Origin of the sequence: Roseateles microcysteis, from assembly GCF_036880965.1 — a bacterium.
GTDB lineage: Bacteria > Pseudomonadota > Gammaproteobacteria > Burkholderiales > Burkholderiaceae_C > JAUASW01.
Map to the genome: position 1 here is coordinate 705,837 of NZ_JBAJMV010000001.1, position 19,919 is coordinate 725,755.

The window sequence follows — 19,919 nt, forward strand, 5'->3', positions numbered from 1 at the left end:
CCCGCGAAACAGGGGGCACGGCTTGTCACTGCCGGTCTGTTCACATACTATGTATATATATTATGCACAGTGGACTTCTCATTTCCCAGGCCGATGCGCGGCCGATGTACCTGCAGATCATGGAGCAGATCCGGCTGCGCATTGCCGCAGGCGACTGGCCGGCCGGCAAGGAACTGCCCTCGATCAGGGCGCTGGCGGCCGACCTGCAGGTCAGCGTCATCACGGTCAAGCGCGCCTATCTGGACCTGGAATCAGAAGGTGTGATCGTCACGCGGCATGGCAAAGGCTCCTTCGTGGCAGATGCGCAAGACCTGGCCATCGGCATGCACCACGCCGAACTCGACACCCATCTCCGCGCCGCCGCCGGCATCGCCCGCAGCCTCGCCATGAAGCACAACGAATTGATAGACCGACTGCGCCAAGCGATGCGCGACGAGGGGGAAGCCCAATGAGCAATGCCAAGGCAATAGAGATGAGCGGCGTGCGCAAGAGCTTCCGCTTCTTCACGCTGGACGATGTCTCGCTGGAGCTGGAGCACGGCCAGATCATGGGCCTCGTCGGCCCCAATGGCGCCGGCAAGAGCACGACCATCCGGCTGCTGATGGGCTTGCTCGCGCCCGAGGCCGGCGAGATACGCCTGATGGGCCATGCCATGCCCGACAGCCAAGCCGCCGCCAAGCGCGACGTGGCCTTCGTCAGTGACGACATGCGCCTGTTCCCGCATGCCACGCTGGCCTGGCACATGGAGTTCATCGCCTCCATCTACCCGGGCTGGGACCCGCTCTATGCCGCTACGCTTCTCAAGCGCTTCAACCTGCATGCCGCGCAGACGATGAAGGGCCTCTCCAGCGGCGAGCAGGTCAAGGCCTTGCTGCTGCTGGCGCTGGCCCGCCGCCCTCGCCTGCTGGTGCTGGACGAGCCCACCTCGGGCCTCGATCCGGTGGCCCGCCATGAGCTGCTGACCGAGCTCATGGACGTGCTGCGCGACGACAGCCGCTCCATCCTCTTCTCCTCGCACAACACGATGGACGTGGAGCGCATCTCGGACCGCATCTGCTTCATCGACCGCGGCCGCGTGGTCGCCGCCAGCGACAAGGAAGACTTCCTGGAGCGCTGGCGCCGCATCCAGTTGCGCCTGCCTGCAGGCGCAGCCCTGCCGGCCTTTGCCGAGATCGTGCGCAGCGAGCGCGATGGCGGTTTCGCCACACTCACCACCAACCGCTATTCCGACGAGCTGCTGGCCCGCTTCGCCAGCAGCGTTCAGACCGTGCAGCGCATGAGCCTGGAAGAGATCTTCGTCGCCACCGTCATGCACAACCGGGAAGCGCGGGAGGCGCTGGGCCAATGAACACCGTCATGCGCAAGCTCGTGCTCAAGGAGCTCTATCTCTACCGCTGGCTGCTGATCGGCGTCGTCGCCGCGGGCCTCGTGGGCCTGGTGGTTGCTGCAGGCGGCGAGGTGGCGTTCAACGTCGGCTTTCTGCTGTGGATGACGGCCGTGATCGCCCTGGGCGCGATGCTGGCGCTGTTCGGCGTCTCGCAGGAACGCAAGGACCGCGCGCTGCTGTTCGTGATGAGCCTGCCGCTCTCACCGCGCGACTATGTGCGCGCCAAGCTGCTGGGCCTGCTGCTGTGCTTCTTCATTCCCTGGGCCTTGCTGACGGCCGGTGCGGCGGGGCTGATCCTCTGGATGCCCGGCATTCCGGATGGCCTCCTGATCTACGCCCTGCTGCTGTGCTTCTACCTGCTCCTGAACTATGTGCTGGTGCTCGCCAGCGCCCTGCACATCAGCTCGGACGCGGGCATGGGCGGCGTGATCATCCTGACCAATATGTCGGTCACGCTCTTCATGATGGGCGTGGGCCGCCTGCCCGAGATCGCATCCAACATGCTCGCGGCCGCGCCGGTCTGGAGCACAAGCTTCTGGCAGGTGCTGGGCGCTGAAGTCGGCCTCACGCTGCTGGTGCTGTGCCTGCCCCTGTTTTTCGCCGCGCGCCGGCGTGACATTTCCTGAGGTCCGGCGATGAGTCATCCGCAAGCATCCACTTCCGAGCGGCTCCACGCACTCGACGCCCTGCGCGGCTTCGCGCTGCTGCTGGGCGTGGCCTTCCACGCCACGCTGTCCTTCCTGCCCGACATGCCCAAGGGGCTCTGGGCGATGAACGACAACTCGCCGAGCGCCTTCCTGGCCGACGCCGGCTTCGTGGCGCACAGCTTCCGCATGCTGCTGTTCTTCTTCATCGCCGGCTACTTCGCGCGGTTGCTGCATCAGCGAGCCGGCACGGCCGGCTTCTGGGCCAACCGCGGCAAGCGCATTGCGGTGCCGATGATCGTTGGCTGGCTGCTGCTCTTCCCGGCCATCATCTTCGTCTGGTACCTGGGCCTGCAGAAGATGTTCAACGGCGCACCGCCGGCACCACCGGAGATGGGCAAGGAGTTCGGTGCGCTGCCGCTGTTCCATCTGTGGTTCCTCTACCAGCTGCTGTGGCTCTATGCCGGGGCGCTCTTGATACGCGGCCTCGTTGCGAAGCTGGATCCGCGTGAGACCCTGCGCGCCCTGGCGGACAAGGCCGTCGTCACCTCGCTGCGCTGGCCGCTGGGCGCCTTGCTGCTCGGCCTGCCGCTGGTGGCCAGCCTTTTGTCCCTGCCCGCCTGGTTGCCCTGGCTTGGCATACCGACGCCAGACCGGACACTGGTCCCACAACTGCCGGCCACGGTCGGCTTCGGCACCGCCTTTGCATTTGGCTGGCTGGTGCATCGGTCCGCCGGCGCACTGCAGGCGCTCACGGCGCGCTGGCTGCCCCATCTGCTGCTGGCGATCACGGCATCGGCGGTCTGCCTGTACCTGATGAAGACGCAGCCGCCGATGGCGATGCCCAAGGACGCCAAGGCCATCTTTGCGCTGGCCTACGGCGTGTCCGCCTGGGCGTGGACCTTCGCCCTCACCGGCCTCGCGCTGCGTTTCCTCTCGGGGCACAGCCCCGCGCGCCGCTATGTCGCCGACGCGTCGTACTGGATCTATCTGGCGCACCTGCCCGTGGTGGTGGCGCTGCAGGTCTGGGTCGGCGACTGGCCCCTGCACTGGAGCCTGAAGTTCCCCTTCGTCGTGCTCGCCAGTCTCGTTCCGCTGTTCCTGAGCTACCACTACCTGGTCCGTTCCACGGTGATCGGCAAGGTGCTGAACGGCAAGGCCTATCCACGCCATGCGGTGACCGCGACGGCAGTGCCCGTGGAGCCTGCCGGCGATGTGGTCGCCTCCTTGCGCGCCGTGTCCAAGCGCTATGGCGCCCTCGAAGCGCTGAGCAGCGTGGACCTGGAACTCAAGCGCGGCGAGCTGCTGGCGCTGCTGGGCCCCAATGGCGCCGGCAAGTCCACCGCGATCTCGCTGTGGCTGGGGCTGAATGATGCGGATACCGGCGTGGTGCGGCTGCTCGGCGGCTCGCCGCAGGACATCGAACAACGCCGGGGCCTGGGCGTGATGATGCAGGACGTGGAGCTGCCCAAGGACCTGAAGGTTCGGGAGCTTGTCGGGCTGTCCGCCAGCTATTACGAGCATCCGCTGAGTGTGGATGAAGCGCTGGCTCGCGTCGGCATCACGGCCTTGGCCAAACGCCCCTACGGCAAGCTCTCGGGCGGCCAGAAGCGGCAGGTGCAGTTCGCCATCGCGATCTGCGGCCGACCCAAGGTGCTGTTCCTTGACGAGCCCACGGTCGGGCTCGACATCCAGGCGCGCGAAGCCTTGTGGCACAACATCCGCGCCCTGCTGCGCGAAGGCTGCTCCATCCTGCTCACCACCCACTACCTCGAAGAAGCAGAAGCGCTGGCAAGCCGCGTCGCGGTGCTGGGCAAGGGCCGCGTCATCGCCTCGGGCAGCGTGGAAGACATGCGCTCGCTGGTCTCGCGACGCCACATCTCCTGCCAGACCTCGTTGGGCGCCGGAGAAGTTCAGACCTGGCCGGGCGTTGTCGAAGCCAGGGAGGACAAGGACAGGCTCGCCGTCGTGGCGACCGACGCCGAGTCCGTCGTGCGCCGCCTGCTCGCCGCCGACGCCACGCTCACCCGCCTCGAAGTGAAGCAGGCCGGGCTCAACGATGCATTCAACGCCCTGACCCAGGAGGCCGCATGAACACGACCAGCCAGGCCCTGCCGATGCCGGCCCATCGAAAGGCGAACGCCTATGCCTTCGAGATCCGCCTGGAGCTGATCCGATTGCTGCGCTCACCCGCGTTCGCGCTGCCTGTGCTCCTGCTGCCGGTCGCCTTCTACCTGCTCTTCGCTTTTGCGGTCGCCGGCGAGATGGTGGCCAAGGACCCGGACGCCGGCCGCTACATGTTTGCCGGCTTCTCGCTGATGGCGGTGACCATGGCCGCGCTCTTCGCCACCTGCCCACTGCTGGCGCAGGAGCGCGAGCAAGGCCTCCTGACGCTCAAGCGCGCTCAGCCGGCGCCGCCCGGCGCCTGGCTGGCGGGCAAGCTGGTGGCAGGCGTCATGTGCGGCGTGCTGGCCTATCTGCCGATCCTGATCGTTGCGGCATCAACAGGCCAGGCTCATTTGAGCGGTTCGCAGCTGACGGCAATGAGCGCCGTGCTGGTTGCCGGCACCATCCCCTTCTGTGCGCTCGGCGTGATGCTGGGCTCGCTGGTCAGCGGCACGGCCGCGCCGGCCTATGCCAACCTGGTCTACCTGCCAGGGCTCTATCTGTCGGGCGTGTTCTTCCCGCTGCCCAAGTCCATGCACTTCCAGGTGCCGGTCTGGCCGCAGTTCCACCTCGACCAGCTCGTCTTCGCAGCGGGCGGGGTGGACAAGTTCCGCTTCATCCCGCCCGAGATCGCCGCCGCCGTGCTGCTGGGTTTCACGGTGCTGTGCAGCGGCGTGGCGATCTACAGGCTCAAGCGCAAGGGCTGAAAAACCGGGCTGTCAGTCCCCGGCAGCGCTGCTCGCCAGCGCCGGCGTCGTGATCTCGCCCGGCACCCGCTGGCGCGCGAACAGGGTGTACATGGTCGGCACGACGAAGATGGTGAGCAGCGTGCCCACGCTCATGCCGCCCACGATGACCCAGCCGATCTGCTGCCGGCTTTCGGCGCCTGCACCGCTGGCAAGTGCCAGGGGCAAGGCGCCAAGGACCATGGCGCCGGTGGTCATGAGGATGGGGCGCAGCCGCAGCGTGGCGGCCTCGACCACCGCCTCGGTCACCGTGCGGCCCTGCTGGCGAAGCTGGTTGCTGAACTCGACGATCAAGATGCCGTGCTTGGTGATCAGGCCTACCAGCGTGATCAGGCCGATCTGCGAATAGACGTTCAGCGTGCCCCCTGCCCACTGCAAGGCCGCCAGCGCGCCCACCATCGACAGCGGCACCGACAGCATGATCACGAAGGGGTCGATGAAGCTCTCGAACTGCGCCGACAGCACCAGGAAGATGAACAGCAAAGCCAGCACGAACACCAGGCCCAGCGCGCCGCTGGCCGCACGGAACTCGCGGCTGACGCCATTGAGCTCGGTCGAGTAGCCCACCGGCAGGACCTTGCGCGCCGTGGCGTCCAGGTAGGCCAGGGCCTCGCCGGTGGAATAGCCCGGCGCCAGATTGGCCGTGACCGACACCGAGCGGCGCTGGTTGAAGTGGTTCAGCTCGCGCGGACTCACCGCCTCGCGCACCTTCACGAGGCTGGACAGCGGCACCATGGTGTCGTTGCGACCACGCACGAACAGGCGCTCGATCTGCTCCGGCGTCACGCGGCCGCCGGCCTCGGTCTGCACCATCACGTCGTACTGCTCGGCGTCGCGCTTGTAGCGCGTGACCACGCGGCTGCCGAGCATGGTTTCCACCGTGCGCGCCACCGCATCCACCGAGACGCCGAGGTCGGCCGCACGCTCGCGGTCCACGTCCATGAAGATCTCGGGCTTGTTCAGGCGCAGGTCATTGTCTGGCTGCACGAAGCCGGGGTTCTTGGCCAGTTCGGCCATCAAGGCCTGCGTCACCTTGGCGAGGTTCTCGTAGCTGTCACCGGTCACCAGCACATAGTTGATCGGCCGCTCGCGGAAGCCCTGGCCCAGGCTGGAGGGCGTGATCGGGAAGGCCTGCACACCGGGCAGCGCCGCCATCTGAGGCAGGAGCGCGCGGGCCAGCTCGGGCGTCGAGCGCTTGCGCTCAGACCAGTCGACCGTACGCATGATGGCCGTGCCCTGGGCCACATTGCCACCGCCCATGAAGAAGAAGCGGCGGTCGAACTCGGGGTAGCCTGCGGTGATCTTCTCGATGGCATCGAGATAGCGCGCCGTGAACTCCAGCGTGGCGCCGTCGGGCGCATTGACCGGCATGATGATGACGCCACGGTCCTCCAGCGGCGCCAGCTCCGACTTGGCCTTGCTGAACAACCACCAGCTGCCGCCGCCGCAGGCCAGCATCACCAGCACCACGATCCAGCGTTGCGCCAGCACGGCGCGCAGGGCCAGCGAATAGCGCCGGCTCAACCAGTTCAGGAAGGCATCGACGCCGCGGTCAAAGCGGTTCGGGCTCGGGTTGTGGCGCAGGAGCTTGCTGCACATCATCGGCGTGAGCGTCAGTGCGACAAAGCCCGACACCACCACGGCGCCGGCCAGCGTCAGGGCGAACTCGACGAAGAGGCGTCCGGTGCGGCCCGGCGTGAACGCCAGCGGCGCGAACACTGCCGCGAGCGTGAGCGTCATCGCCAGCACGGCGAACGCGATTTCCTGGGCGCCCTTCAGCGCCGCCTGGAAGGGCTGCATCCCCTCCTCGATGTGGCGGTAGATGTTCTCGAGCACGACGATGGCATCGTCCACCACCAGGCCGATGGCCAGCACCAGGGCCAGCAGGGTCAAGGTATTGATGGTGAAGCCGGCGGCTGCCATCAGGGCGAAGCTGCCGATCAGGCTGATCGGGATCGTCACCAACGGAATGATCGAGGCCCGCAGGGTGCGCAGGAACACGAACACCACCAGGGCCACCAGCACCACGGCTTCGGCAATGGTGGTGTAGACCGCCGTGATCGAGCGGGCGATGAAGATCGAATTGTCATTGGCCAGCCGGACGTTGAGGCCCGGGGGCAGGTCTTGCCGCAGCGCCGGCAACAGCGCGTTGACGCCGCCAGCAACGTCCAGAGGATTGGCAGTGGCCTGGCGGATCACACCCAGCGACACCGAGGGCACGCCATTGAAGCGCACGCGCGAGCGCTCGCTGGCGGCGGCCTCCTCGATGCGGGCCACGTCCTTGAGCTTGACGCTGAAACCGCTGACGGACTTCAGCACTACGTCGCCGAACTGGGCCGGCGTGTTCAGGTCGGTGCGGGAGGTGACGTTGAACTCACGCTGCTGGCTTTCGATACGGCCGGCGGGCACCTCGAGGTTCTGCTTGCGCAGCGCGTCCTCCACTTCCTGCACCGTCAGGCGGTGAGCGGCCAGCCGGTCGGCGTCGAGCCAGATGCGCATGGCGTAGCGGCGGTCGCCGCCGAATTGCACATCGGCCACGCCAGGAATCGTCTGCAGCCGCGGCCGCACCACGCGGTTCACCAGGTCGGTGATCTGCAGCGGGTCCATGGTGTCGCTGGTGAAAGCGATCCAGATCGTTGGCGAGGCATCCGCCTCGACCTTGGAGACCACGGGCTCATCCACCGCCGTGGGCAGGCGGCCGCGCACGCGGGCCACACGGTCGCGCACATCGGCGGCGGCATCGTCGGGGTTCTTCTCGAGCTTGAAGCGCACGCTGATCTGGCTGGACTCGGAGCGCGAGAACGAGGTGACCACGTCCACGCCGTCGATGCCGGAGATCGAGTCTTCCAGCGGCTTGGTGACCTGGCCCTCGATCACCTCGCTGGAGGCGCCGACCAAGCGGGTGCTGACCGTGACCACCGGCTCGTCGATGCGCGGGTACTCGCGCAGTGAGAGCTTGTTGAACGAGACCAGGCCGACCAGCAGCAGCACCAGCGACATCACGGTCGCGAAGACCGGGCGGCGGATCGAGATTTCGGACAGGCGCATGGCGGCTGCTCCTTCAGCGCAGCGCGGTCGATGGCGCCGAACCGACCGGCGCAGCGCCGGCCACTTCCACGGCCTTCAGGGCCTGGCCGTCGCCGCGATTGAGCCGGGTGTGGCCGGCCGTCACGACGCGGTCGCCCGGCTTCACGCCGCCCAGCAGCTCCACCCGGCCGGGCTGGCGCAAGCCCAGCTTCGCTTCGATCTTCTGCGCCACCAGGCCGTTCGGACCTTCAACGGCCTTGATCACGAACTGCTTGCCGCCCTGAGGCACCAGGGCCTCCTCGGGCACCATCAAGGCCTCGGGCCGGGACGAGAAAACCAGGCGCACGCGCGCGAACAGGCCGCTGCGCAGGCTGCTGGTGTTGCCCTTCAGGCGCGCACGCACCAGGAGCGAACGGCCGTTCACGTCCACCAGCGCGTCGGTGGCCTCGACTTCAGCCTTCAAAAGCTGGCCGGGCAGCGCATCGAGCGACACCTCCACCGGCTGGCCACGCCGCAGCCGCGGCACGTCGCGCTCGGGCAGGCGGAAGTCCACCCACATGGTCGAGGCGTCTTCCAGGTTCACGAGCTCGCTGCCGTCCTTCACGTAGTCGCCGAGATTGACGGTACGGATGCCGGCGGCGCCATCGAAGGGCGCCAGCAAACGCATGCGCTCCAGCTGGGCGCGGCTCAGAGCAACCTGGGCCTCCGCAACCTGCAGGGCGGCTTGGGCCTGGTCCACCACGCTGGCCGAGACGAAGCTCTGCGCCAGCAGCTCGCGGTTGCGCTGCAATTGAGTCCGCGAGATGGCGGCCTGCGCCTCGGCCTGCTGCAGCTGCGCTGCCTGCAGGCTGTCGTCGAGCTGCACCAGGACCTGGCCCTTGCGCACGCGCTGACCGTCGGCAAAGCCGATCCTGACCACGCGGCCGCTGACCTCGGGCTTGAGCACCACCGACTGCTGCGCCCGCAGGGTGCCCACGGCCTGGACATCGTCCTCCACGGCCATTGCCTGAACATGGCCGAGCTCCACGCTCACGGGGGTGCCAGCGGCGGGGGCAGAAGCCGGCTTTGCGGCTTCGGCTGTGTTCACCCCTGCGGGCATGCGGTGCTGCCACCACCACGCACCCGCGCTGAGGGATGCCAGAGCCGCAATGGCGATCAGGGACGTCGCGCGGACACGGCCGCGCTGCTTGGTCAAACGAGTCTGAGTCATTCTTGTCTCCAGCGCGCACTGTAGCGACTGCCGGCGACCATGACTTCAGTGATGGGCGCTGTTCAGCCCATCGGCGCGCCTTCAGGCGCCGCTGACGCCCCGGTTGGCCAGCGCATCTGCGCGTTCATTGCCCGGGTCGCCGGCATGGCCCTTGACCCAGCGCCATTGCACTTCATGCAGCTTGCACAGAGCTTCCAGCCGCTGCCACAGCTCCACATTCTTCACCGGCTTGCCGTCGGCCGTCTTCCAGCCTCGGCGCTGCCAGCCGGAGATCCACTCCGTCATGCCCTTGCGGACGTACTCGCTGTCGGTATAGATCGTGATCTTGCAGGAGCGCTTCAGGGAGGCCAGCGCCTCGATCGGGGCGGTCAGTTCCATGCGGTTGTTGGTGGTGCTGGCCTCGCCGCCCCACAACTCCTTCTCATGGCCGGCCGACGACAGCCAGGCGCCCCAGCCGCCGCGGCCGGGGTTGCCCTTGCAGGCACCGTCGGTGTAGATCACCACGACGGGCTTGGGCATGGCTGCAGGTTTGGATTCGCTCATTGATGCTTCTGTGAATGTTTGTGTGTGTTCTGCGTGACGACAGCCGGCGCGGCCTGGCGCGCACGTGCGCTGCGCTTGGCAAGGCCGACCAGGCGCATGCCATGGACCCGCTTGACTGCCACGACGAAATAGACGGCACCCAGCACCGGCCACCAGCGCTTGCCGATGCGCTCGATCCAGGACCAGCGATCCAGCCATTTCTCGCTGCGCAGCGGAGGCGCATAACCGCCAAACTCGGCCGCCTCGACCTCGAAGCTCAAGAGCCGCAACCAGTCCCGCAGTCGCCAGTAGCCGATGTATTCGCCCGCCCTGGGCATGAAGAGCCGGCGCCTGGCGCCCAGCAGACGGCCGCAATTCTGCCGCAAGCCCCAGAGGCTGACCGGATTGAAGCCGTTGATCACGAGCCGCCCCTCCGGCCGCAGCACCCGCTCGACCTCGCGCAGTGTCTGGTGCGGGTCGCGCGACAACTCCAGCGCATGCGGCAGCACGATCAGGTCCAGGCTGTTCGAAGCAAAAGGCAGGGCATCGAAGTCGCAGCGCAAGACGACGCGCGCTGCCGGCTGCTGCTCCTGCCCATCCTGCGCCAGCCAGCGCTGAGGCATGCGGTTGGCGCGCAGCGCATCGAGCTCGGGCAGGCCGAGCTGCAGCGCATGAAAGCCGAAACGATCGGCAACAGCCACGTCCAGGCGTTGCTGTTCCCAGGCCAGCAGATAGCGCCCGGGGGCGGTCTGCAGCCAGTCGGCCAACTCTACAATCGAGGCATCACGCGTCATTCATGAAACTCGTCGCCCTGCCCGCTTTTTCTGACAACTACATCTGGATGCTCCACGATGGCCTTGAAGCCCTCGTGGTCGATCCGGGCGACGCAGCGCCTGTGCTCGCGGCCCTGGCCGACACAGGCCTGCGCCTCGCCGGCATTCTAGTGACCCACCACCATGCCGATCATGTCGGCGGCCTGGCCCCTCTGCGCCCGCATCTGCAGGGGCCGGTCATCGGCACCGGCAGCGAAGGCATCCAGGGTCTGGACCGGCAAGTGGTCGAGGGCGAAAGCGTCGAGCTGCTGGGCCAGCGCTTCGAGGTGATCGAGGTGCCGGGCCACACGGCCGGCCATGTCGCCTTCTTCCTGCGCGACCCGACTGACGGCAGCGCGCCCATCCTCTTCTGCGGCGATACCTTGTTCTCGGGCGGATGTGGCCGCCTGTTCGAGGGCACGCCGGCGCAGATGTTGGATTCGCTGGACAAGCTGGCAGCGCTGCCCGGCGATGCGCGCGTTTGTTGCGCCCATGAATACACGCTGTCGAATCTGAAGTTCGCGCAGGCCGTCGACCCCGAGAATGAAGACCTGAGCGACTACGTCGCGCGTTGCAAGTCCTTGCGAGAGCAAGCGCTGCCCACCTTGCCCTCCAGCATCGCAACCGAGCGACGCATCAATCCCTTCCTGCGCGCCGATGAAGCGGCCCTGCGCCAGAGCGCAGTGCAGCGCGCCAGCGCATCCACCACACCCCTTGCCGCCAACGCCGACCGCGTTGCGGTCTTCGCCACCCTGCGGCAATGGAAGAACGAATACCGATGATCCTGAAGACACCGAACGCTCGACTGCAGCCCCTGATCCTCGCCCTGTGCGCCGCCCTCCTGAGCGGCTGCGCCGGCATGCAGCCGCCGCCGAGCGAGGTGCCGGCGCCCGTGGTGGAGGCTGCGGCCGTCGCCGCGCCGGCACCGGCGCCCGCTGTCGTCGTGCCAGCGCCCGCCGCCGAGGTCGCAGCGAAGCCTGACACCGCGCTGCTGCAGGACACGCTGAACCCGGAACGCAAGATCGACCTGGATGCGCCCGCCGCCCATGCTGACCTGTGGAGCCGCATGCGCGCGGGCTTTGCCATGCCCGAGCTGGACAACGACGGCGTGCGCCGCGCCGAGGCCTGGTACGGCAGCCGCCCCGACTATGTGGGCCGCATGACCGAGCGCGGCAGCCGCTACCTGTTCCACATCATCGAGGAACTGGAGAAGCGCGGCATGCCCACCGAGCTGGCGCTCCTGCCCTTTGTCGAAAGCGCCTTCGTCACCGATGCCAAGTCCAGCGCCAAGGCCGTGGGCATGTGGCAGTTCATGCCGGCCACGGGCCGCGATTTCTCGCTGAAGCAGAACATCTTCCGCGACGACCGTCGCGACGTGCTGGCCTCGACGCGCGCCGCGCTGGACTACCTGGGCCGCCTGTACAAGCAGTTCGGCGACTGGCACCTGGCTCTGGCCGCCTACAACTGGGGCCAGGGCAATGTGGCCAAGGCGATTGCGCGCAATGAACGACTGGGCCTGCCGACCGACTACGGCAGCATCAAGATGCCGGACGAGACGCGCTACTACATACCGAAGCTCCAGGCGGTGAAGAACATCGTGCTGGACCCGGCGCGCTTCTCCCTGAACCTGCCACCGGTCGCCAACCATCCGTACTTCCTGAGTGTCAACATCGAGCGCGACATCGACGTGGAGCTGGCCGCCCGGCTGGCCGAGATGGAGATCGATGACTTCAAGCTCTTCAATCCGCAGATGAACAAGCCGGTGGTGCTGGCGAACGCCACGGCGCAACTGCTGCTTCCCTACGACAACGCAGGCCGCTTCGTCACCAACCTGGCGGCACACCGCGGCCAGCTCGCCAGCTGGACGGCCTGGGTCGTGCCCAGGACCATGAAGCCGGCCGACGCGGCCAAGCAGGTCGGCATGAGCGAAGCGCAGCTGCGCGAGATCAACAAGATCCCGCCCAAGATGCTGGTCAAGGGCGGCTCCACGCTGCTCGTGCCACGCACCGCCAAGCGCAACCAGGACGTCTCGGAGCACCTGGCCGACAACGCCAGCATGAACCTCGCACCCGATGTGCCACCGCTCAGGCGCGTGACGCACAAGGCCGGCAAGGGCGAGAGCGTTGCCACCGTGGCGGCGCGCTACAAGGTCAGCAGGTCGCAGGTGGCGCAGTGGAACAAGGTCTCGAGCAAGGCCTCGTTCAAGCCCGGCCAGGCAGTGGTGTTGTTCCTGAATCCGGCCCAGGCCGGCACACCTCAGCGCCTGGCGAGCAACACGTCCAGAACCAGCAAATCGGCGCAGAAGCCGGCACGCACGCCGGCCAAGGCCGCGCCTGCGAGGCTGGCCTCAGCCAAGCCAGCAGGCCAGCCGCAACTCAGATGAAGAACAGGGCGATGCTGATCGCCACGCCCACAGCCCAGACCAGCGAACGCAGGCTGGCCTGATCGGCAAGATAGAGCGCCACATAAACCAGACGCAGCACCACGAAGGCGATCGCCAGCTGGTCGATGCGGCCCTGGCTGGCACCCGATTGCTGAGCCACCAATACGCCGGCGATGAACAGCGGCAGGGCCTCGAAGCCATTGGCCTGTGCCGCGTTGGCGCGGGCCTGCCAGCCTTGCTGCTTGCTCATCCAACCGCGGGGGTCGTGGTTGTCATAGCCGCCATCACGGCGGCGCTTGCCGAAGCCCTTGGCCTTTGCCAGCGCGGCAGTCACTACAGGCAACAAGCAGGCGGCAATGATGCAGAGATTGGCAAGACTCACGGGCAACTCCTGGCAGTTTGATGGTGATTCAGCAGCGCCTCAGCGCCGGTCGACCAGGGCATGGGCAATGGTGCCAAGGTCCACATATTCCAGCTCGCTGCCCACCGGCACGCCGCGCGCCAGACGCGTTGAGCGCAGCTGTCGCGAACGCAAGGCCTCGCCCAGCACATGGGCGGTGGCTTCGCCTTCGGCCGTGAAGCTGGTGGCGAGAATCACCTCCTCGACCCGGCCATCCTGCGCCCGGGCAAGCAATTGCTCGGCACCGATCTGACGCGCACCAATGCCGTCCAGCGGGCTCACACGGCCCAGCAGCACGAAGTAATAACCCCGGAATGAGCCGGTTCGCTCCAGCGCAGCCTGGTCAGCCGGTGTCTCCACCACGCAGAGCAGCCGCGCATCGCGTTGCTCGTCGGCGCAGATCGGACACAGCGCCGCCTCGCTGAAGGTGTGGCAGCGCTCGCAATGACCGATATCGCTCGCCGCTCCTGCCAGCGCTCTCGAGAGCACCTGGGCACCCTCGCGGTCATGCTGCAGGAGGTGATAGGCCATGCGCTGCGCCGACTTCTGGCCCACGCCAGGCAGGCGCCGAAGCGCCTCGATCAGCGTTTCTAAAGCAGCCAACGCGTTAGAAGGGGAACTTCATGCCGCCAGGCAGAGGCATGCCCGCCGTCAGCTTGCCCATCTTGGCCGAGCTCACTTCTTCGGCGCGGCGCAGGCCGTCGTTGAAGGCGGCGGCCACCATGTCTTCGAGCATGTCCTTGTCGTCCGCCAGCAGGCTTGGGTCGATGGTGACACGCTTCACTTCATGCTTGCAGGTCATCACGATCTTGACCAGGCCCGAACCCGACTGGCCTTCGACCTCGATGGTGGCGAGCTCGTCCTGCGCCTTCTTCAGGTTGTCCTGCATCGCCTGGGCCTGCTTCATCAGGCCGGCAAGTTGGTTCTTCATCATGGTGGCATCTCCTAGGAATTCAGCGGTTTGATCGACCCGGGCACGATGCGCGCGGTGCGGTACTGGCTCATCAGGCGCAGCACATCCGGGTCTTGAAGAATGATTTTCTCGGCAGCGCGCTGGCGCGCCTGCGTGGCGGCCAGCTCGCGCAGGGAAGGCGAATCGGTGGCGATGCCGACTTCCAGCTCGACAGTCTGCGGCGAGCCCAGTGCAGCGCTGAGCGCGGCCTGCAGCTTGTCTTGCAATGCCGGCTGCCGCAGCGACTCACGCTCGACGCGCAGGCGCCAGACACCGCCCTGCTCGCCCAGGCATTGAGCCTGCATGGCCAGCTCGCGGGCCAGCGCCGTCAGGCCCAGGTCCTTGACCAGCAGATGCCAGCGCTCGCCCTCGGGCGTGGGCTGCAGCTCAGGTTCATTGCCAGCGGTCGAGGCATAGGTCTTGGCGCTTGCGGCGGTGGCCGCTGGAGCCGGCGCTTCAGCAAACGGCTGACCTTCGTCGTCTGCCATGGGGGCATCGTCCAGCCACGGCGGCGGCTCATCGCCACCCGCATGCACTTCAGGCTCGGGTTCGACATGGACGACCGGGCGCGGGCGTAGGCGGGCGCTGGGGCCGTCAAGGTCGGCGGGCGCCGGCCTCGAGGCCACCGGTGTTGGCGCAGGTGCGGCTGCAACGGGCGCGGGCACGGGCACGGGCACGGGCACGGGTGCGGGTGCGGGCACGGGTGCACTGGCCATCACCAGCGGTGCAACAGCCGCCACAGGCACCGTTGCCACGGCCGCCGTGCTGCGCAGCAGCGGCGCGCTCGCCGGCTTCGGCGCAGCGGCCTCGCCACGCGGCAGCTGCGCGCCACCGGGCCGGAAGGCCAGCATGCGCAAGAGCACCATCAGGAGGCCGGCGTATTCGTCGGGCGACAGGCCCAGTTCGGCACGGCCATGCAGGGCCATGCTGTACATCAGTTGCACCTCGTCGGCCGGCAAGGAGGCGGCCAGGCGGCGGGCTTCGGCGCTGTCGGGGTCGGCGTCGTCCAGTGCGGCCGGCGCGGCCTGTGCCACGGCGATCTGCTGCAGAAGGCTAGCCAGGTCTTCCAGCGTGCCGGCGGCCGAGAGTCCCAGGTCGCGCAAGGCATCGGCCTGCGCCACCACATCAGGGCCGCTGGCAGCGACCAGCGCATCAAGGATGGCCACCACATGGCCCCGGTCCACCGTGCCCAGCATCTGGCGCACGCCGGCCTCGGCCAGGCTGCCAGCACCGAAGGCAATCGCCTGGTCGGTCAGGGACAGCGCATCGCGCATCGAGCCGCGAGCGGCTCGGGCCAGCAGGCGCAAGGCGCCAGGCTCGGCTTGCACGTTCTCGGCCTGCAGCACGCTGGTCAGGTGCGAGAGCACCGTCTGCGGCGCCATCGGGCGCAGATTGAACTGCAGGCAGCGCGACAGCACCGTCACCGGCACCTTTTGCGGGTCGGTCGTGGCCAGAACGAACTTCAGGTACTCCGGCGGCTCCTCCAGCGTCTTCAGCATCGCGTTGAAGGCGGTGTTCGAGAGCATGTGGACTTCGTCGATCATGTAGACCTTGAAGCGCCCGACAACCGGCTTGTAGACCGCCTGATCAAGCAGCTGCGAGATCTCCTCGACGCCGCGGTTCGAGGCCGCGTCGAGCTCGACATAGTCGACAAAACGGCCGGCATCGATATCGCGGCAGGCCTCGCACAGGCCACAGGGTCGGGCCGTGATCGTGCCCTGGCCGTCGGCGCCGGTGCAGTTGAGGCTCTTGGCCAGGATCCGCGACACCGTGGTCTTGCCCACCCCCCGGGTACCGGTGAACAGATAGGCGTGATGCAGCCGCTGCTGCGTGAGCGCATTGGCCAAGGCCTGCACCACATGCTCTTGGCCCCGCAGCTCTTCAAAGCTGTGGGGGCGGTACTTGCGGGCGAGGACCTGGTAACTCATGGATGACCTTATTGCTGCGCGGTGCTTGAAACCCCGCGGCGTGCATGCAGCACGCTCAGCTGCGGATTTTACGGGCGCTGGCCATCGCCGGCCGCCGGCTTGAAGGCCACGGCCCAGAGGGCAAAGCCGTGCGAACGTACGACCACCCGCTCAAACCCGGCCTGCGTGAGCGCCTGGGCCAGTGAACGGCAGGTAAAACCGGTCTTGTGGATCATGAAGGCATTGCCGCCTTCGACAAAGGGCGCATAGCCATAGATCATGTCCAGCGCATTGATCGGGCCGGCCGGCGACTGATACATGGGCAGCTCCTGCTCGTCGCGGAGCACGCGCTCGGCAGCGGCCTTCAGGTCAGGCACCGTGATCAAGGCGAAGCCCCCCGGCTCCAGCACCCGCAGGAACTCGCCCAGCGCCTTGGGCACCTCGCTGACATAGAGATGCTCGACATTGTGCGAGGAGTACAGCGCCTGCATGCTGCTGGCTGGCACGACATGCATGTCGGTGGTCGATGCAACGAAGTCGGGCGCCACCTGCTTGTCGATGTCCAGGCGCAGTTCACGCCAGATCGAGGCATCGAAATAGGCCGGCAGCTTGCCTGCCTCCGGGCTGCCACAGCCCACATGGAGCACGCCGCGCGCCTGTGCAGCCAGGGGCTGGGCCTGCGCAGCCCAGGCCGCGAACAGGCGCTGGCAATGGTCCTCGATCTGGCGCGCCAGGCTGGCGCCGTCCAGCAAGCTTGACGCGCGCAAGGCCTGGCGCTGGCCGACCCGCAAGGCGGCCAGCGCCTTGGCGTCCTTGACCAACTGGCAGGCGATCTGCACGAACTGGTTTTCATCCTCGGCCACCCACTCGGGCCGGCCTGCTGCAGTGAGCAGCGACGCGCCCATGCGGGCAGCGGGCCGGGCACCGCGCAGGCTGACGACCGGCACGCCCATCCACAGCGCCTCGCAGGTATTGCCGGCGAGATTGAACGGCGAGGTGTCCAGCATCACGTCAATGCGGGCATAGTCCGCGAGATGCTCGGCATAGCCTGTCCAGCCCAGCAGCTGCACGCGCTCCGCTGCAACGCCGAGCGCCGCCAGACGGCTCAGCAAGCCGGCTGCAGTGTCCGCATCAGCCAAGGCTGCCGCCTTGAGCAGCAGGCGCGAAGCTGGTGTCGCCTTCAGGACCTGAGCCCATAGCGCCAGGGTGCCCGCCGTGACCTTGGAGAAATTGCAGTAGCAGCCGAACGTCGCGCGGCCGTCGTTCAGCAACGGCGGCGGGCTCACCTCTGGCGCTTCAGGCGGAGGTGCGTAACGGAACATGCCACCCGTCAGATGCAATGTCTGCTCGGTGCCAGCATCGCTGCCGGGCGGATCGATCAGGGCATCGCTGAAACGATGGCCGATGGCCGCCAGGCCGGTCGTTGTGGGATAGCCCAGATAGCTGATCTGGACCGGCGCCGCACCGCGGGCCATGGCGGCAAGGCGGTTCCCGGCCGTGTGGCCTGCGAGATCGATCAGCACATCGACGCGGTCTCGGCGCAGCAGTCCGACCAGCTCAGCATCACTCAGTGCATGGCATTCGCGCCAGGCCGCGCCGGTGGCACGCAGGCGGTGGCTCAGTGCATCGTTGCGCTGGCGCGTGGCGTACAGCAAAGGCTCGAAGCGGCTTTGGTCAAGATTGGCCAGCAGGGGCTCGAACAGATAGCCCACCGGATGCTCGCCGAAATCAGGCGACAGGAAACCGAAGCGCAGGCGCCGCGACACCGTACGCTCATTGGCATGAAGCGGCGGCAGGCTGTGCCAGATGCCGCCATGCTGCTCCCCGTAGGCGCGATGTTCCCGCAGCAGGGCAGCAGCATCGAGATGCTCGCTGTAGTTGAGCATCAGCAGCATATTGCTGTGGGTCGCGCTGTCGTCGGCGCGCAGCCGCAGCGCCTCGCGATAGGCCCGCTCTGCCGCTTCGAACTGCCCGGCATCGGTCAGCAGGTTGCCGAGCTGGCCGTGGGCGCGTGCGTCGGCCGGCGCCTGCGCAATGCGCTGCCGGCAGACCGCCAGCGCAGCCTGCGTACGGCCCAGGCGACCCAGGGCAACCGAGTAGTTGTGCAGCGCATCGCCGTCAAGGGCACCACCAACGCGCTCGTAGTCAGCAACAGCTTCGGCATGCTCACCGCGCGACACCTTCAGGGCCGCGCGGCTGGCGATGAATTCCAGCCGTGCCGGCGCGAAGGAAATCGCCCTCTGGATCTGCTCCAGCGCCGCATCGAAGTCACCCTGCTGAAACAGCACCAGTCCGAGGTTGTGCAGGACATCAGGGTTGCGGGGATGGGCCAGCAGCAGGTCCTGGTAGAGCGCGGCAGCCTGGACCAGCTCACCGCCGGTGTGGTGTTCAAGGGCCTGTGCGAACACACGCTCCGGCATCAGGATTGCCGCACTGCTGGCGGCCACCACGGGCACTGCAGGCGCTGGAGCCGGGGCCAGCGGGTTGCCGTGGCACTTCTTGTACTTCAGTCCGCTGCCGCAAGGGCAAGGCGCGTTTCTGTCCGTCTTCAAGTCAACCTCTTGTCTAGCCGCTTTCAACGGCCGCGCAGTGTAGCAAGGCACTTGCATCGATTTCACTGAACGATAATCCCGCGTTATGAGCTCGCACGCCCCCTCTTCCCCCGACACCCTCAGCTATGAACAAGCGGGGGTCAATTACGACCTGATCGATCCGATGAAGATCGCTGCGCAGCGCGCGGCCGCGGCCACCGGCGCCCACCTGGGCGGCCATGGCTTCACGGAGGTGCTGGCCTCGCGCGGCGAGTCGGCCTATGTGGTGGATGTGGGCCCCTTCTACCTGGCCTCCATCGTCGAATGCCTGGGCACCAAGACCCTGGTGGCCGACGAGATGGCCAAGCTGACCGGCAAGAGCTTCTTTGCCGGCATCGCGCAAGACACGATCGCCATGGCGATCAACGACCTGATCACCGTCGGCGCCACGCCGCTGGTGGTGCAGGCCTACTGGGCCGCCGGTGGCTCCGACTGGTTCGGCGACAAGCTGCGCTCGCAGGCCCTGGTCGAAGGCTGGAAGAAGGCCTGCGACACCTGCCAGGTCGCCTGGGGCGGCGGCGAAACACCGGCGCTGGCCGGCATCGTTGAAGACGGCCGCATCGACCTGGCGGCTTCCTGCACCGGCCTGATCAATCCCAAGGAACGCCTCTCGGTGGGCGACAAGCTCGGCGCAGGCGACGCCATCGTGCTGCTCGCCTCCAGCGGCATCCATGCCAATGGCCTGTCTCTGGCGCGCAAGCTGGTCGAGCGCCTGCCCAAGGGCTACCTGACCGAGATCGAGCCCGGCCTCACGTATGGCGAAGCGCTGCTGGCGCCCACCGTGCTTTATTCGCCCGTGACCGAAGCGCTGTACAAGGCCGGCATCACGCCGCATTACTGCGCCAACATCACCGGTCACGGCTGGCGCAAGCTCTTGCGCCACCCGGCGCAGTTCACCTACCGCATCCACACGGTGCCGCCGGTCACACCGGTCTTGAAGTTCATGCAGGAGCAGGCCAAGCAGGATGACCGCGAAGCCTATTCCACGCTGAACATGGGCGCCGGTTTTGCCATCTTCGTCAAGGCGGAAGATGCCGCGCGCACCGTTGAAATCTCCAAGGCCTGCGGCATTGATGCCTGGGTGGCCGGGGCGCTGGAAGAAGGCCCGAAACAGCTGCTGATCGAACCGCTGGAGATCCGTTTCAGCGACGACGACCTGCAGCTGCGCTGAG

The 19,919-nt window shown here is 67.2% G+C and carries 17 protein-coding genes; 8 read left to right on the forward strand and 9 right to left on the reverse strand.

The features are described 5' to 3' along the window. The first annotated feature begins 104 nt into the window (after positions 1–104). Genes V3596_RS03270 through V3596_RS03290 form a run of 5 tightly spaced genes read left to right on the forward strand, consistent with a single transcriptional unit; the run spans position 105 to position 4,904 of the window. Positions 105–452 (forward strand): GntR family transcriptional regulator, encoded by a 348-nt coding sequence (locus V3596_RS03270; RefSeq protein WP_334276162.1) that lies wholly within the window; start codon positions 105–107, stop codon positions 450–452. Then, the gene (locus V3596_RS03275; RefSeq protein ID WP_334276163.1) at positions 449–1,348 is read left to right on the forward strand and encodes an ABC transporter ATP-binding protein; all 900 of its coding nucleotides are present in this window, start codon (positions 449–451) and stop codon (positions 1,346–1,348) included. Before V3596_RS03270 ends, V3596_RS03275 begins: the two co-directional genes overlap by 4 nt. Continuing rightward, entirely contained in the window at positions 1,345–2,013 is a 669-nt protein-coding gene (locus V3596_RS03280) for an ABC-2 transporter permease (protein WP_334276164.1), read from the forward strand. The genes V3596_RS03275 and V3596_RS03280 overlap by 4 nt, the downstream gene beginning before the upstream one ends. A 9-nt stretch (positions 2,014–2,022) precedes the next feature. Continuing rightward, complete coding sequence (locus tag V3596_RS03285; RefSeq protein WP_334276165.1) at positions 2,023–4,125, forward strand: ATP-binding cassette domain-containing protein; 2,103 nt, start codon at positions 2,023–2,025, stop codon at positions 4,123–4,125. Continuing rightward, entirely contained in the window at positions 4,122–4,904 is a 783-nt protein-coding gene (locus tag V3596_RS03290; protein WP_334276166.1) for an ABC transporter permease, read from the forward strand. The genes V3596_RS03285 and V3596_RS03290 overlap by 4 nt, the downstream gene beginning before the upstream one ends. Positions 4,905–4,916: 12 nt before the next feature. Here V3596_RS03290 and V3596_RS03295 read toward each other — a convergent pair whose 3' ends face one another. The 4 genes from V3596_RS03295 to V3596_RS03310 form a co-directional block, all read right to left on the reverse strand. After that, positions 4,917–7,991, reverse strand: a complete 3,075-nt coding sequence (locus V3596_RS03295) for an efflux RND transporter permease subunit (protein ID WP_334276167.1) — start codon at positions 7,989–7,991, stop codon at positions 4,917–4,919. 13 nt (positions 7,992–8,004) lie between these two features. Then, positions 8,005–9,003 (reverse strand): efflux RND transporter periplasmic adaptor subunit, encoded by a 999-nt coding sequence (locus V3596_RS03300; RefSeq protein WP_334276168.1) that lies wholly within the window; start codon positions 9,001–9,003, stop codon positions 8,005–8,007. 258 nt (positions 9,004–9,261) lie between these two features. Further along, complete coding sequence (gene rnhA, locus V3596_RS03305) at positions 9,262–9,723, reverse strand: ribonuclease HI (protein WP_334276169.1); 462 nt, start codon at positions 9,721–9,723, stop codon at positions 9,262–9,264. Further along, complete coding sequence (locus V3596_RS03310; RefSeq protein WP_334276170.1) at positions 9,720–10,496, reverse strand: class I SAM-dependent methyltransferase; 777 nt, start codon at positions 10,494–10,496, stop codon at positions 9,720–9,722. The genes rnhA and V3596_RS03310 overlap by 4 nt, the downstream gene beginning before the upstream one ends. A 2-nt stretch (positions 10,497–10,498) precedes the next feature. On the opposite strand from V3596_RS03310, the gene gloB reads away from it, so the two are divergent. Together gloB and V3596_RS03320 are read left to right on the forward strand one after the other, a co-directional pair. Next, positions 10,499–11,296 (forward strand): hydroxyacylglutathione hydrolase, encoded by a 798-nt coding sequence (gene gloB / locus V3596_RS03315; protein ID WP_334276171.1) that lies wholly within the window; start codon positions 10,499–10,501, stop codon positions 11,294–11,296. Next, positions 11,293–12,897 (forward strand): transglycosylase SLT domain-containing protein, encoded by a 1,605-nt coding sequence (locus tag V3596_RS03320; protein ID WP_334276172.1) that lies wholly within the window; start codon positions 11,293–11,295, stop codon positions 12,895–12,897. The genes gloB and V3596_RS03320 overlap by 4 nt, the downstream gene beginning before the upstream one ends. On the opposite strand, the gene V3596_RS03325 is transcribed toward V3596_RS03320, so the two are convergent. The 5 genes from V3596_RS03325 to V3596_RS03345 form a co-directional block, all read right to left on the reverse strand. Then, positions 12,890–13,279 (reverse strand): MAPEG family protein, encoded by a 390-nt coding sequence (locus V3596_RS03325; RefSeq protein WP_334276173.1) that lies wholly within the window; start codon positions 13,277–13,279, stop codon positions 12,890–12,892. The two genes, V3596_RS03320 and V3596_RS03325, sit on opposite strands and share 8 nt — an antisense overlap. 39 nt (positions 13,280–13,318) lie before the next feature. Beyond that, complete coding sequence (gene recR / locus V3596_RS03330; RefSeq protein WP_334276174.1) at positions 13,319–13,900, reverse strand: recombination mediator RecR; 582 nt, start codon at positions 13,898–13,900, stop codon at positions 13,319–13,321. 4 nt (positions 13,901–13,904) lie between these two features. After that, entirely contained in the window at positions 13,905–14,231 is a 327-nt protein-coding gene (locus V3596_RS03335; protein WP_334276175.1) for a YbaB/EbfC family nucleoid-associated protein, read from the reverse strand. 11 nt (positions 14,232–14,242) lie between these two features. Continuing rightward, the gene (gene dnaX, locus V3596_RS03340; protein ID WP_334276176.1) at positions 14,243–16,177 is read right to left on the reverse strand and encodes a DNA polymerase III subunit gamma/tau; all 1,935 of its coding nucleotides are present in this window, start codon (positions 16,175–16,177) and stop codon (positions 14,243–14,245) included. 68 nt (positions 16,178–16,245) lie between these two features. Continuing rightward, on the reverse strand, positions 16,246–18,708 hold the full coding sequence (locus V3596_RS03345; RefSeq protein ID WP_334276177.1) for an O-linked N-acetylglucosamine transferase family protein: 2,463 nt from the start codon (positions 18,706–18,708) through the stop codon (positions 16,246–16,248). An 85-nt stretch (positions 18,709–18,793) separates the two neighbouring features. Between V3596_RS03345 and V3596_RS03350 the strand changes: the two genes are divergently transcribed. Beyond that, on the forward strand, positions 18,794–19,918 hold the full coding sequence (locus V3596_RS03350) for an AIR synthase-related protein (protein ID WP_334276178.1): 1,125 nt from the start codon (positions 18,794–18,796) through the stop codon (positions 19,916–19,918). Position 19,919: the final 1 nt, after the last annotated feature.

Bases quoted from the DNA above. Each gene is read 5' to 3' on its own strand.
- V3596_RS03270 (WP_334276162.1), top strand. From the start codon at position 105: ATGTACCTGCAGATCATGGAGCAGATCCGGCTGCGCATTGCCGCAGGC.
- V3596_RS03275 (WP_334276163.1), top strand. From the start codon at position 449: ATGAGCAATGCCAAGGCAATAGAGATGAGCGGCGTGCGCAAGAGCTTC.
- V3596_RS03280 (WP_334276164.1), top strand. From the start codon at position 1,345: ATGAACACCGTCATGCGCAAGCTCGTGCTCAAGGAGCTCTATCTCTAC.
- V3596_RS03285 (WP_334276165.1), top strand. From the start codon at position 2,023: ATGAGTCATCCGCAAGCATCCACTTCCGAGCGGCTCCACGCACTCGAC.
- V3596_RS03290 (WP_334276166.1), top strand. From the start codon at position 4,122: ATGAACACGACCAGCCAGGCCCTGCCGATGCCGGCCCATCGAAAGGCG.
- V3596_RS03295 (WP_334276167.1), bottom strand. From the start codon at position 7,991: ATGCGCCTGTCCGAAATCTCGATCCGCCGCCCGGTCTTCGCGACCGTG.
- rnhA (WP_334276169.1), bottom strand. From the start codon at position 9,723: ATGAGCGAATCCAAACCTGCAGCCATGCCCAAGCCCGTCGTGGTGATC.
- V3596_RS03310 (WP_334276170.1), bottom strand. From the start codon at position 10,496: ATGACGCGTGATGCCTCGATTGTAGAGTTGGCCGACTGGCTGCAGACC.
- gloB (WP_334276171.1), top strand. From the start codon at position 10,499: ATGAAACTCGTCGCCCTGCCCGCTTTTTCTGACAACTACATCTGGATG.
- V3596_RS03320 (WP_334276172.1), top strand. From the start codon at position 11,293: ATGATCCTGAAGACACCGAACGCTCGACTGCAGCCCCTGATCCTCGCC.
- V3596_RS03335 (WP_334276175.1), bottom strand. From the start codon at position 14,231: ATGATGAAGAACCAACTTGCCGGCCTGATGAAGCAGGCCCAGGCGATG.
- dnaX (WP_334276176.1), bottom strand. From the start codon at position 16,177: ATGAGTTACCAGGTCCTCGCCCGCAAGTACCGCCCCCACAGCTTTGAA.
- V3596_RS03350 (WP_334276178.1), top strand. From the start codon at position 18,794: ATGAGCTCGCACGCCCCCTCTTCCCCCGACACCCTCAGCTATGAACAA.